This is a genomic window from Psychromonas sp. KJ10-2 (genome assembly GCF_047323255.1).
Taxonomy (GTDB): Bacteria; Pseudomonadota; Gammaproteobacteria; order Enterobacterales; family Psychromonadaceae; genus Psychromonas.
The window spans coordinates 2,772,235-2,786,047 of sequence record NZ_CP178827.1; the positions used below are offsets into that span (position 1 = coordinate 2,772,235).

The window sequence follows — 13,813 nt, forward strand, 5'->3', positions numbered from 1 at the left end:
TTAACTTGATTAAAGATATTAATTGTTTGATTTTATGTACGATAAAGGCATTTTTATGTTAATTTTAACAAATTAATATATTCTGTATTTCCACCTGAAATATGGAATTTTTCGGTTTAATAAACTGTTATGTGCTTTGTGTCTGCCATCAGGATTTAGCTCACCGAAAAAATCGGCATAAAATATAGAGGTATTATTTTGAAAATTCAATTATTAACAGCATTCATGACTGTAAGTTTATTGGTTGGTTGTCAGTCTACAGGTATTCAAACCACAGAGAATATACCTTCGAAAAACATCCCTCCCAAAACACCAGACTTGAGTCTAGATTTAGAAGGCAGTAAACACAGAGTATGGAAGGAAGCTTCATTCAAGGGGATTAGAAGCGAATTAAAGGAAGGTGAAATAATTATTTTCAAGGATGTTGAATCTAGGGCATTAGCGGGTAATTCAGGGTATTATTATTTAGGGCATATATATTCGACTGATGGTCAATTATTATTCGATAAAAAGCATGCGTTAAGCGATGTAGGCGTTATAAATTTCAAAAATAATAAAATTAGAAAGGACATAAATCCAGAGGTAGTAGATAGCGACAGAGGAGTTCGTTACCATGGTGATGCCACTGTTCATTATGGGTTTTCGACAACTTATTGGAAAACTACCGGCGGTGGGGAACCGAAAGCAATACCTGTCAGAGATTACAAGTCTTCATCTGCAAATATACATAAAGTTGCAGAGAACGATTGGCGTAGTTTACGGCTAAATTGCATTGCGGGTAATATTTATGTTGGTTTCAGTAATGACAAAAATATATACGCTGCAGATAATGAAGATATTACTGTAACTGTATTTCACCCATATTCTAAAGGGAAAGAATATTCGTCAAAAGCGAGTGGGCATACAGGCGTTTTCTTAAAGGTAGATGATTATATTGAACGCATTTTGCTAGAAGAGAGTGCTATTAAATTAGTGGCATTTAGCCATTCAAACAGAAATTTCACAGAACTTACAGCATATAACAATGGGCTGGCAGAAGCCTATTCACGGGTGAAGAACAACTGCACCAAAGACTAAGTACGCACATAACAAGCTGTTAAAGCAGGACAAAATTCAGTTGGCTGTTTTCGTTCCTCAACATTTTAGCCAACTAAATTTTGCCTCTTAACTGGACGTTGAGGCTGTAGAATTTCTCCGAAAAGAACGTTTTTACGTTCTTTTTTTATAATCTCTAATTGTACAAAAAACAACCTTGATTGAGCAGTCCCTCTGTGATCTAATAGTTATTATTCGCTCAGAGTTAAATGTGATGGCCAACTACAAACCTGACTTATCTTGCCAAAGTAAATTCATTCCGATTGATTTCGCACAGCAAATTATCCCCGGTACTTTTGAATACGCACTTTCTCATATCGTCGACAAACACCTTGATTTAAGTACTTTTGATAAATGGTACAGCAACGATAAAAATGGCGCGGCTGCTTATCCTCCTTCAGTTATGCTTAAAATAATCTTGTTTGGTTATTCACGAGGCTTGGTCAGCAGTCGTCGCATTGCAAATGCATGTGAAACCAATATTACTTTCATGAGTTTATCGGGTGATGAGCAACCACATTACACTTCAATTGCCAGTTTTGTCGCTAAAATGAAAGACCAAATTGAACCACTATTTACTCAAGTATTAATGATATGCGACCGTGAAGGGTTGATTGGCCGAAACATGTTTGCCATTGATGGATGTAAAATAAGATCAAACGCTAGCAAAGAATGGAGTGGCACATTTGATGAACTTGAGCGTAAGCAAGCCAAGTTACGCAGAGCCAGCCAGCGAATACTTGAGCGTCATCAAGCACAAGATAGTTTAGGCGAAGATGAAGTGGCGCATGATTTAAAACAGAAAGCGAAACTTGATAAAAGTGCAGAAAAAATTACAGAGTATCTCGCCACACATCAAGAAAAAACAGGCAGCAAAGGTAAGGCAGTTAAAAGCAATATAACAGACCCCGACAGTGCAAAAATGACAACAAGTAAAGGTACCATACAAGGCTACAATGGGATTGCTATTAATGACGACAAACACCAAATAATATTGCAAGCACAAACATGGGGCTCTGTGGGCGAACAACAAACTCTAGTGCCGGCCGTTACTCAATTAAAACAACAACTCGATAAGCTCGCTACAGAAAAACAGTTAAATGAACGCACGATAAAATTCACAGCTGACAGTGGTTTTAACAGTGAAGCTAATTTAGAATTTATGGCACAAAGTGGATTCGATAGTTATATCGCGGACAATCAATTTAGAAAGCGTAATCCACTATTTAAGGAGAGTGAAACGTATGAAACAGAGCAAGAAAAACGACGGTTAAAACGCAGTAAAGGTAAACCAAGATTATTCACCTCAGATGACTTTCATTATGATGAAACAACACAAACCTGTCATTGCCCAGCAGGTAATGAAATGTGGCGAAGTGGAATAAATGTAAAGAGTCACAAGCAACAATACACTCGATTCTGTGGTTATTTAAAAGACTGTAAGGTATGCCCTTTACAACAGCAATGCATGCGTAAACCACCGAAGGATAGAGGAAGACAAGTCCAATTTAAAAATAATGAATCACGGAAAAAGCTAAGCTATGGCGATAAAATGAAAGTTAAGATAGATAGTCCAATAGGACGGCGCCAATACAGCAAACGATTAGGTGCCATTGAACCCGTATTTGGTAATATCACGGTGAATAAAGGCATGAATAAATTTACACTGCGCGGGCAAGAAAAAGTGAATACCCAATGGAAAATGTACTGTCTCGTTCATAATATAGAGAAGTTAAGGAATAGTTTACATTAAGCTAAAGGCTAAGCCCTTAAACTGCAATAATCCAGTTTAATTAACCTCATAAACGCCTCTACAGCTCAAATTAATCAATCATTTATTGAAAATCCGAATTATCTATTGGAATCTCAACTAAATATGAATTAATGTGTTTTTTATTTTAAATAATCAGGCTGAAAATGAGAAATTCTACAGCTTCGTTATAACGCTTTGGTTGCCGCTTCGGTACAACTCTATAAGAAGGAAAGAAAATGGATGATTTGATTGATGACGAGTTGTTCTTGCAAGTAGAGGAACACTTGAAGTGTAGTGAGCAAAGCTGGCTACTGGGTGCAGGAATAAGTTTCGACGCTAAATTACCACTTATGTACCCTTTAACGAATAAAGTTAAAAAGGATGTAGAAACTAGTCATAAGAAATTATATGACGATATTATCACTCCACTATTTGAAGAGTTGCCAGAGCAATGCCACATAGAGCATGTTCTTAGTCATCTTGGCGACTATGCTGCGTTAGCTGAAAGAAACAAAGAAAGAAAACAGTAATTAGTGGGGGAGAAGTTGAGTTAGCTACCTTAGAAGAAGTACATAATACAATTCTTGAATCTATCTCAAATGTTATCCGATGCGGCTATGTTGAAGGCGATGATGAAGCGGCAGATGAAGAAGGTACGTTGTCAGAGCCAATTGTCGATATTGAGTCCCATTTAGAGTTTATCGACACTCTGTTTAATCATGCATCTGCTGGTGTTCATGAGCGAAGAAAAACAGTTAATATTTTCACAACTAACTATGACACTCTTTTGGAAGATGCATTAGCACTGAACAAAGTGCCGTATTGGGACGGTTTTGCTGGAGGAGCTGTAGCTCACCGTACTCAGAGATATGGCGAACTAGCACCAACAAATGGACAGCGCGCAAACTTAATCAAGATGCATGGGTCGATAGATTGGTTTCTTTGTGACAAAGGCTATGTCTGGCGAGTTAGGGACAATGACCGCTATCCCAAGGTAGATCGTCGCGTTCTAATTTATCCTCAAGCAACAAAATACATTGCTACTCAGCAAGACCCGTTTGCTTCTCAGTTTGATTTATTTAGAAAATCTCTAAATTCTCGTCAAAGTAATACGTTAGCGGTTTGTGGTTACAGTTTTGGCGATGACCACATTAATAATGAAATTGAGTTCGCTTTATCTAAAGAAGAAAACAAAACAGTACTTTTGGCATTTTTGGAGTGTAGGGATGACATACCATTATGTTTAGACAAGTGGCGTAGTTCCAGTTTTGGTTCAAGAGTAATTATTGCTTCGTTGCGTGGTTTATATGTCGGAGACCAAGGCCCATTTAAAAGAAAAGACGATGATGATTATTGGTGGACATTCAAAGGTGTAACATCAGTGCTAAAGAATGGATGCGAGGTTTAGTTATGTTTACACCGGAAGAAGAGTTAAAGATTGGGCAGGTTGTTGAAGTATCTGGAACTAATATTAAGGTAGAGATCTCCGATAAAATATCTGAGCTGTCTAGGACATTCAATGGTCGCGTTTACCCTATCGGTCAAATAGGTAGCATGGTTAAAATTCACTATGGTCGAAAAATAATTTTTGGTTTAGTGACTATGCTCAGAATGCGATCAGAAGAGTTAATTGAAGCAGGTATGCCCGTAACTGCTGATTCTGATCAGCGTGTAATGGAAGTCCAACTGCTAGCTGAAGGCAGCTGGAATAATACAAAATCAAATTTGGCTTTCAAACGTGGTATTAAAACTTACCCTTTACCCCAGCAAGGCGTATACCTTCTAACCAACGAAGAAATTTCTTTTGTATACCGTTCCGCTGAAGGTACAAGAGATGATGAAGTAGATCCATTAGTTCCCTTTGCGGTTTACAGTGCTTCTGAATCTACAGCTTGTCGAGCTAACATTAATAAAATGTTTGGTATGCATTGTGCTGTTCTTGGCTCTACAGGATCTGGTAAGTCTGGTACCGTTGCTGCGATTATTCATAGTGTACTATCGCATAAAAATGATGAAAAAGAGCTGTCTCCTCAGATAGTGGTTATTGATCCCCATGGAGAGTATGGTTCCGCATTTAAGGCTAGAGCTGTACAGTACCGTGCATATGACATCGCAACAGGTGATGACGGACAAGAAGAGATAAAGCTTCCGTATTGGTTAATGTCTAGTGATGAGTTTACTAATCTGATTATTGGTAAAACAGAAAGAAGTGCTACAAGCCAAAATAATGCAGTTCAGAAAGCACTTGCTCATGCCAGAATGGTTGCAGCTAAGATTGTAAAGCCTTGCCCGAGAGAGTTCGGAACAAATAAACTAGATCATTTAGATAATTTCGATGATCCAGATCTTTGTGATGACAAAGATACGTCGGACATTCTGGAGTTTGACCGTGATAAGCCTAGACCATTCTGTTTAGAAGAATTTGAAAGTCATATTAAATATATACAGGGAGGCAGAAAAACAAATGCCGGACATGTAACTATGACAAATACTGATCTGGCAAAATCACCTGTTCCTTCAGTATTGGATAAGCTCAAGGTTCTCCGAAGAGATACTAGGCTTTCATTTATGATGAAGTGTTGGGCTGATAATGGTGATGAAATCAAATTACATCAAGTCTTGAATCAATTCATAGGTGCGCCTAGCCAGGCAGGAAAAGATATTAGAATTATTGATATTTCAGGCCTACCAAATGAAGTCGCAGGCCCTCTGACTGCATTAATTGCTAGGTTACTTTTTCAATATAAAGTATTCCAGACTCAAGAAGAGAAAGAGAAAGATCCTATTTTATTGGTCTGTGAAGAAGCGCATAGATATGTTCCAGACCATGGGGAGGCTCAGTATGCAGCTGCTCAGGAAGCAATACGACGTATTGCAAGAGAGGGGCGAAAATACGGAATTGGCTTGATGCTGGTAAGTCAGCGGCCAGCCGATGTAGACAGTACAGTCATTTCACAGTGTGGTACGTGGGTTGTATTAAGACTTACAAATTCAGCCGATCAACAGCATGTTGCACGGTTTTTGCCAGATGGATTGTCTGGAATGGTAGGTGCGTTACCGATTTTGTCTCAGCAAGAAGCAATTTTTGTTGGTGAAGGGGCTGCTTTACCTTCTAGGGTAAGAGTAAGAGATCTAAAAGAAGACCAACTACCGAAATCAAATACCATACCATTTGCTCATGGCTGGGCGAGTGAACGCTTAGAATTAGATAAACTGAAGGAAATATCTGAGAGGATGTGTAGCTAAAAGCGCGTTATAACAAGGCAATTAAACGGAACTAAAACAGTGTGTTACGTTCCGCTTCGCTACACAGTATAACCCACAATTTTAGTCCGCTTATTGCGGCGTTGAGGCTGTAGAATTTCTCCGAAAAGAACGTTTTTACGTTCTTTTTTTATAATCTCTAATTGTACAAAAAACAACCTTGATTGAGCAGTCCCTCTGTGATCTAATAGTTATTATTCGCTCAGAGTTAAATGTGATGGCCAACTACAAACCTGACTTATCTTGCCAAAGTAAATTCATTCCAATTGATTTCGCACAGCAAATTATCCACAAGCACATTTGAATACGCACTTTCCCACATCGTCGATAAACATCTTGATTTAAGCGCTTTTGATAAATGGTATGACAACGATAAAGGTGGTGCCGCAGCTTATCCTCCATCAGTGATGTTAAAGATAGTGTTGTTTGGTTATTCACGTGGGTTAGTCAGTAGCCGACGTATTGCAAATGCGTGTGGAACCAATATTACCTTCATGAGTTTATCGGGTGAACAACAAACCCTAGAGCCGGCCGTTACTCAATTAAAACAACAACTCGATAAGCTCGATACAGAAAAAATTAAACACACAATAAAATTCACAGCTGACAGTGGCTTTAACAGTGAAGCTAATTTGGAATTTATGGCACAAAGTGGCTTCGATAGTTATATAGCAGACAATCAATTTAGAAAGCGTAATCCACTATTTAAGGAGAGTGAAACGTATGAAACAGAGCAAGAAAAACGACGATTAAAACGCAGTAAAGGTAAACCAAGATTATTCACCTCAGATGACTTTTATTATGATGGAACAACACAAACCTGTCATTGCCCAGCAGGTAATGAAATGTGGTGAAGTGGGATAAATGTAAAGAGTCACAAGCAACAATACACAAGATTCTGTGGTTATTTAAAAGACTGTAAGGTATGCGCTTTACAACAGTAATGCATGCGTAAACCACCGAAGGATAGGGGAAGACAAGTCCAATTTAAAAATAATGAATCACGGAAAAAGCTAAGCTATGGCGACAAAGTGAAAGTTAAGATAGATAGTCCAATAGGACGACGCCAATACAGTAAACGATTAGGTGCCATTGAACCCGTATTTGGCAATATCACGGTTAATAAAGGCATGAATAAATTCACGCTGCGCGGCAAGATAAAGTGAATACACAATAGAAAATGTATTGTCTTGTTCATAATATAGAGAAGTTAAGGAATAGTTTACATTAAGCCAAGGGCAAAGCCCTTAAATCGCAATAACACAGTCTAATTACCCTCATAAATGCCTCTACAGCTCAAATTAATCAATCATTTATTGAAAATCCGAATTATCTATTGGAATCTCAACTAAATATGAATTAATGTGTTTTTTATTTTAAATAATCGGGCTGAAAATGAGAAATTCTACAGCTTCGTTATAGCCTAATCAGGAAAAATGAAACTTATCGCATTTGAAGAGTCCGACTATCAACAGTTGATCGACTGGATTGATTCAAATGTACTAGCTCAGACTTGATCTGACAGTTACCCATTTTGAATGGTGACTGTTAGATTAGATTTGAGCTAAATTATTTTAGTTTTGTGGCGTGGTTTTCTTTATGGATTGCTTTAATTAATGCCTCATATGGATGAATACAAGGAGTTCACTGCAACACAGGCAGCTTAGAAACATTTACCACGCTTCGCTTTTTGACCACTACAGTTTTCTTAGAATTTTAGAATAAAGAAAAAGTGGAGGCTGCCACTTCAATTTCATTACAGTCTCATTCCATCAGAATAACTTTAAGAGTTTAACTAAAAATACCATGTTCAACTAATTGCAGCACTAAGCTTTGTGATTGGAGTAAGTCTCGGCGTTACTTTTGTAGTATCTCTAAAATCAAAAGATGGCGCACTTTCGAGTTCTCTAGGTTTCTTCTATTCGCCTACGGCAGAATGTTATTTTGTAGGTAGCCACGAAGGAGCAAAATCCACCATCAATAATTTCAGTAAGCTTCGGCATGTTGAGACCGACTACGCTGAAATCCCTTTAAAGTTTTGGGCTCAATTCGATGCTTTTTATGTACGTCATAAGCAGGGTACTGTAATGCCTTTTCCTTTCAAATATTTAAGAGAATTTCATGAACTCTCATTAAAAAAAGCATCGATTTAATTACGCTAGAAACTAGATAAATTAAGTAGATTCAAAAAATTTACTTCATCGCTATTTGTATATTACTTTTATCTTTGGCTAAATTTCTGATTCATCATCATGATACACATCATGTGCATTAAGAAACTAAGGCTATTTGATGAGTATTTGCTGATAGCTTTTAGTTGTTTTTTCTGCTCTAAAGGTAAAGATTTCATTTTATTGTCATGATCAGTTATCTTTAGCTTTCTAGCTTTATTTTCTTTTTGAAGCGCTTTAATTGGTGTTTCATCAGGATGAATAAGCTCTAAGCGTACATGGCCTCGTCCAGTTGCGCCAGTTGGTTTTGCTTTTTTCCTTTTCTCAATTTAATATTCCTATAAGCGACTTCCCATTCATCAAGAATTGCACTTTGCTCAATAGTATAAGTTACTACGCGCCAGTAGCTTCTGGGGATGATGTTTTCAAATGCATTCAAAAAGTATTCTAAGTCTTCAGGCCAATTGAAGTTAATACCTGACTGATTCATACACTGGTTTAGTGATGCATGCTTTAGCATATTGATAATGCGCTCTTTGTTTTTATTATCATCGTTATTTTCTTTGAATTTAGTACGTATGTTAATGATTATTTTATCGAGAAAAGCGAGCTCTTTACTGCTTGGGGGTTTTCCTGGAAGGAATGATGAACGACGAGAATGCCGAGGTGCGGGGTTACTCCTTTTTGTCTTTATTGTTTGAATATATTTAGCATTATCTACCCATTGATTAATCTGTTGAATTTGGATGTTAAATTCAATTGCTAATAATTCAGGTGCATATCCTTTTTCTATTTTCTTTAAAATTTCGTAACAAAGCATGATGCTTATTTTCTTTTTTTGAGGCTTTTGTTGTTCCGCCTGAAATTCTGTTGCTTCAAGTAGATTAGGAGCCAACTGAGCTATCTTTAGCTTTACATTTAATTCATGATAACAATGTTCGACTCGTACTGTATTTGAGTGTGCTGCTTGTAAATGAGTAAAATGGCGACGAGTTGTTAAACCAAAGGCTCGATTTTCTTGGGGTGTAATGTTGTGGGTTGATTTAGACAATTTATAGGCAACAATCCAATCACAAAAGTGATAATAATTACTAAAACAAGTAACAGGTGTTGCATGGCCATCGAAGCTTGCAATACTATAATATTTATTACGTAATGACTGGCCGCAGATAAGTTTTGTAATTGCTCGGCTCTGTTCTTTTGAATAAGGAACTGCATTTGGCAGTAAGGTATAAGCATCATCAATTTCAACCATAAGCTGTATACGGCTTATGCAGCTATGTCTTAGGTGATGGAATACCAAGAAATCTAGTTGTGATAGGTGGCGTAAGATGCCTGAAATGGTGCTTGAAACATAAAGCTCATCAAAAGGGGTGTAAAGATCAGAGTCTAGTGTAAAAGCAAGGTTATTATCGGACATTGATAAGAAACGTTTACGTGCAATGCACTCTTGAACAAGTTTGTTTTCACTCTCTGTTAGCAGTGGGTATAGTGGCACCTTTCTTAAGGAGGCTGGTTTCTTATTATTACCAATTTTATTAGTGCGAATTTGCATCCAGCCAATCTCTGACTTTTCAATGAAATTAAGAGTCAATTTTCTTATTTCACCAATGCGTAAGTTACAACGGAAGCTGAGAATGGCAATGCATTTTAATGTGTCTTTATTATCATTACTTAAGTTGTTTAAATTATCTATTTCTTGCAGGGTCGCCTTGAAAAGGACTTCATCAATAAATCCAGCACGACTATGATTCGGTTGTTCAGCATTCTTGTTAATAGGCTCAAGTAAAGCTGGAAATCCAAATTGAGATACGCAAAAAGCATGCAAATCGCTAATGCGCTTTGTTAAGTTTTGCTTAATTTTTTCTGTAGGAGCCTTTTCAATCATCTCTCTATATATTTCAGCTATTTGACTATGAGTCATGCCCTCAATATTTTCACCCTCAAATGCAAATAGCCAGCGACGAGTTAACAAAGAGTGGTAGTTTGCAATTGTTTTAGGTTTACATGTTGTATCTAACTTATGAATAAACCATTTCAAGAGAGCTTGCTGAACAAATGGTAGTGATAACGTTGAAATGCTTAACAATGATGCTTTGAGTGTTGCTTTTGAACGTTTTTGTTTTGGATCTGCTTTCTTTAAGGCAACTTTAAGTTTATGAAATAAATCACTATTTGTGATGGTTGGATTGTTGGTAAAAGTGGACCTACTAATTGATGGAACGTTAGCATTTATGGTGTTGATATTTTCTTCAAACCCTCCTTGAGCAACTAAGGTGGTGTCAATTCTTGCTAGGTTATCTATCGGTAAAGAATATGATTTAGTGCGTCCAGATATAAATTCAGACAACGCTTGGTTTATGTTGACACCTTCTGTTCGCTCTACAATATAAGTTGCTGCTTTGCTTAGTTTTTTTAGTGAACCTGGGAAGTATGCTAATTCCCTATCCATACCAATTATGAGTTGGTTATAAAGGGCTAAATGTGATGTAGGAGGCTTCCAGCTTTTTATATCTAATGATTGCCATTGTTTGATTAGCCCTAGTGTAAAAGGTGATAAATAGCATTGGCTTTGTGTTGTGCTGTTTCCTACTTCATCGTATACGTTTGTATTAAAGCCTAGAGCTTTATAATTTAATGTAATTAACGGAAGTCCCCCTGCATTAACGATGTTTAAAGATGATACAAGTTGTTTTACAAAAGCATCAATCAGTGGATAGCTACAATGGCCTGAGTGGCACATGAACGAAAGTATCAATGCTTGAAAATGCTGTTCAATGGTTCTTTCTGTTGACGATTGTGTGATGAAGCTTTCATGCCAACTCCGGTATTCTTGTTCAAATGCCCAGGCTGTGCGTACCCAGTTAATATTTTTCGTTTGTTTTTCTGGTTTAGCAGTAAATAAGTAGGCAGGTGCACTCACTTGCCAGTTATTTGTTTTCCTATAATTTTCAACCGTATTAACTGCACGATTAAATGCGAGTTTAAAATCACGCGCCTCACCAAATGTTTCACGAAGCATCTTTTCCATTTTTTCCCATTGTGTTAGGAATTCTGCTTGTTGAAGAGAGCGCTCCACTGGCAGGAAGTCATCAACGATTTTACTCGCTTTTGCTAATACCCGACGTATCTCATCATTTCTGTTTTTCTTCCTCGCTTTAACGCCAATTTCCTTAGACAAAGGCCTTCTCCTTAACGCCAATTCGCTGTAATAAGTTTTCAATAAGCAGGGATATTCCTCGCAAGTCTTCAGTGCCAATGCTGCTAAATTGTGAGAAAGCTGTTTGGCTAATGCTTGTGTGACCCATCCAAGCATCCATTAAATCAGGTGCAATTTGGCTCTTATGTAAAAGCGTTCTTAATTGATGACGATGCCAGTTAGGTGGTAATGGGAAGTAATCAAATTGTAGAATAATCGTTTCTGGCGTTGATTCTTCGAATAATTTTTCAGGGGACTGGGTATTACGGTAGAAAAATAGATGCTTTCGGCTATTTAATATGTTTTGGTAACGTTTGCTCAATAGAGGTTTGGTATTTTTAAAATAGCGTGCTGCCTGTGATACGAACGCTAAATATTGTTCAATTATTTTTACTGTCAGTGGGGGGATAATAACAATGCGACCAGAGTCGATTGCCAATGAATCCTTATCTGCAATGTAATATTCACCAGAAAAAAGGTTTAAATCAGACTTCTTACCTAGCCATCCTGTTACTGGTCGATAACCAGACGATAACCCCAATACCATCTGTGTGTATGATGTGATCAAATCATGGTGATCAGCTGTAAACCAGTAAATCTTGTTTGCTGTGCTTTTATTGATACGTGTAATTAACTTATTCATTAAGCTAGAAAGGATATATTCAGGCACATCTAGGGCAGAGCCTAGCTGCCTGTTATCACTCACTTCTTTTATCTTTGGCAACTTTTTCATTGAGATAATGGGACGAGAAATAGAAAGTGTAGGTGCTATTTTATAAAGGTAACCAACATAGTTATTAAAGGAATTACTTAGGTTTTCAATATCAATATGGGTATATGAAAGAGCGGGTAATTTTTGTACATCAGGATCTGATATTAACTGTGTTAATACGGGATCGATGCCTGCCTGTTTTTGGTGATGACTTAAAAACCCGCTAATTTTATGCAATGTTAAGTGCGTGTGATACAGCTTATTAATGATAGATAAAGCACTTGAAAGGTCTTCTTTGGTGACTTGCTTTAAAAGCTTTGTGTTTTTTAGATAGCTTGGAAACGTAATATCAAAGGACTTACTCACATCGGGTAAATAAAGAGCAACTTCAGGGCGCTGTTTTTGAGATGGAATAGCATGCTTTCGGGTGAGTGTGCTATTTCCATTTTTAAGGCTAAGTTTTGTATCAATAATTTGTTCGTAGCTATTCCCTAAAAACAGCATCAGCATGAGGTATTTTACAACAGGTCTTTGCTCTTCAGCTGAAGAGTTATAATGATCTTCACAATAAGCTAACAGTTGGTGTATTTCAAACTCCGTTGCTTGATTTATATTACAGGAAGAGGATATTTTATTTTGTATTATATGCTCTGAAATAGCCTTTGCTTGTACTGCTTGAGCACCATAATGAGAGCGTGAATGGTGAGTTGCTGGTTCTTTCACAGTTACAACGATTAACTCTTTCTCATTACCGTTGTTTTCTTCTTGTTCCCATTTTTCAGTCACTTTTTTTGGCTTGAGAATATCTTTACCTCGATATTGTTTTCACCCTCCAATTCTGCATCTTCATGAGTAACTTCAAGCATTGCATGTCGGCTAGTGAATTCATGAGTTCCTGCTCTTCTTTCTATCCCTTTTTTATCTTCAGCGCATTTACTTAAGGGGGTATGATAATGAGCTAATTGAGCATCGATTGCTTTAGTGAGTTTTTTTGATAAATCACTATTAGGTAAATTCTCTCGTTTATCTTCAAGTTCAGTAATCAGATCTGGTAGGTAACGATTACCCACTTTGTTAAGCCGAGGCAAGTGAGGGGTAAGATTTTCTCTTCTCCCTTTTGCATAAAACCTTATTTCATTACAAGCGCGTTCGATTAGCCCTGAAGTGCTCCCCATAAAAATTAGCTTAATCGCAACAGATAACATTAATGCTTTGTATTGATCGAATTGTTCTAAATCATAAGAAGCCCTGACTGGAACAGAGGCTAGCATTGCAGGAAGGTAATATATATCTAAGCTGCCTTTGCATTTTGTAAATAATGCCTCTTTTGTGCAGGGTGGGTGTTGTGAATATTCCTTTAATTTTTCTTGTAGTAGAATATCTTCATCAAAACTTCTTTTTAAAGCGGGAGCTAGTAGCTGAGTAAGTCGTATTACTTCTTGCGAGATGCAAGAGAGAGCATCTTTTTCAAATGAAGCTGGAAACAGGATCATAAAGAATATTTCAATATTCTTTTTTTCAAATCTTGCTTTAACGTCATCTTCTGTCATTGATAATCCCCATTCTTATGGTATCTTTTAAGTTAGAAGTACCAATGTTGTTGAAAACTTAACTTGGAT

9 protein-coding genes and 1 pseudogene are annotated in these 13,813 nt (G+C 37.2%); 7 read left to right on the top strand and 3 right to left on the bottom strand.

Features of this window, described 5'->3' with window-relative positions; genetic code table 11:
* The first annotated feature begins 198 nt into the window (after nucleotides 1-198).
* From ACLKL2_RS13470 to ACLKL2_RS13505, 7 genes and pseudogenes are all read left to right on the top strand, one after another.
* The gene (locus ACLKL2_RS13470; protein WP_413692091.1) at nucleotides 199-1,077 is read left to right on the top strand and encodes a hypothetical protein; all 879 of its coding nucleotides are present in this window, start codon (nucleotides 199-201) and stop codon (nucleotides 1,075-1,077) included.
* Between the two features lie 232 nt (nucleotides 1,078-1,309).
* On the top strand, nucleotides 1,310-2,848 hold the full coding sequence (locus ACLKL2_RS13475) for an IS1182 family transposase (RefSeq protein WP_413692092.1): 1,539 nt from the start codon (nucleotides 1,310-1,312) through the stop codon (nucleotides 2,846-2,848).
* Nucleotides 2,849-3,084: 236 nt separating this feature from the next.
* Complete coding sequence (locus ACLKL2_RS13480; protein WP_413692094.1) at nucleotides 3,085-3,378, top strand: hypothetical protein; 294 nt, start codon at nucleotides 3,085-3,087, stop codon at nucleotides 3,376-3,378.
* Nucleotides 3,379-3,506: 128 nt separating this feature from the next.
* Nucleotides 3,507-4,256 carry an SIR2 family NAD-dependent protein deacylase gene (locus tag ACLKL2_RS13485; protein WP_413692095.1) on the top strand — a complete coding sequence of 250 codons (750 nt, stop codon included), beginning with the start codon at nucleotides 3,507-3,509 and terminating at the stop codon, nucleotides 4,254-4,256.
* Nucleotides 4,257-4,258: 2 nt separating this feature from the next.
* Nucleotides 4,259-6,094 (top strand): ATP-binding protein, encoded by a 1,836-nt coding sequence (locus ACLKL2_RS13490; RefSeq protein WP_413692097.1) that lies wholly within the window; start codon nucleotides 4,259-4,261, stop codon nucleotides 6,092-6,094.
* A gap of 235 nt (nucleotides 6,095-6,329) precedes the next feature.
* A pseudogene (locus ACLKL2_RS20270) lies at nucleotides 6,330-7,289 on the top strand (transposase).
* Between the two features lie 658 nt (nucleotides 7,290-7,947).
* Nucleotides 7,948-8,265 carry a hypothetical protein gene (locus ACLKL2_RS13505; RefSeq protein ID WP_413692102.1) on the top strand — a complete coding sequence of 106 codons (318 nt, stop codon included), beginning with the start codon at nucleotides 7,948-7,950 and terminating at the stop codon, nucleotides 8,263-8,265.
* Between the two features lie 286 nt (nucleotides 8,266-8,551).
* Here the strand turns inward: ACLKL2_RS13505 and ACLKL2_RS13510 are convergent, their stop codons facing one another.
* The 3 genes from ACLKL2_RS13510 to ACLKL2_RS13520 are packed head-to-tail and all read right to left on the bottom strand — an operon-like array spanning nucleotide 8,552 to nucleotide 13,744.
* Nucleotides 8,552-11,464, bottom strand: coding sequence for a hypothetical protein (locus tag ACLKL2_RS13510; RefSeq protein ID WP_413692103.1), 2,913 nt, complete (start codon nucleotides 11,462-11,464; stop codon nucleotides 8,552-8,554).
* On the bottom strand, nucleotides 11,457-12,980 hold the full coding sequence (locus ACLKL2_RS13515) for a hypothetical protein (protein WP_413692104.1): 1,524 nt from the start codon (nucleotides 12,978-12,980) through the stop codon (nucleotides 11,457-11,459). The genes ACLKL2_RS13510 and ACLKL2_RS13515 overlap by 8 nt, the downstream gene beginning before the upstream one ends.
* Complete coding sequence (locus tag ACLKL2_RS13520; protein ID WP_413692105.1) at nucleotides 12,977-13,744, bottom strand: hypothetical protein; 768 nt, start codon at nucleotides 13,742-13,744, stop codon at nucleotides 12,977-12,979. Before ACLKL2_RS13520 ends, ACLKL2_RS13515 begins: the two co-directional genes overlap by 4 nt.
* Between the last annotated feature and the right edge of the window lie 69 nt (nucleotides 13,745-13,813).

What these genes read in the sequence shown, in the direction of transcription:
- ACLKL2_RS13480 (WP_413692094.1), top strand. Translation starts at nt 3,085, where the DNA reads ATGGATGATTTGATTGATGACGAGTTGTTCTTGCAAGTAGAGGAACAC.
- ACLKL2_RS13520 (WP_413692105.1), bottom strand. Translation starts at nt 13,744, where the DNA reads ATGACAGAAGATGACGTTAAAGCAAGATTTGAAAAAAAGAATATTGAA.
- ACLKL2_RS13490 (WP_413692097.1), top strand. Translation starts at nt 4,259, where the DNA reads ATGTTTACACCGGAAGAAGAGTTAAAGATTGGGCAGGTTGTTGAAGTA.
- ACLKL2_RS13475 (WP_413692092.1), top strand. Translation starts at nt 1,310, where the DNA reads ATGGCCAACTACAAACCTGACTTATCTTGCCAAAGTAAATTCATTCCG.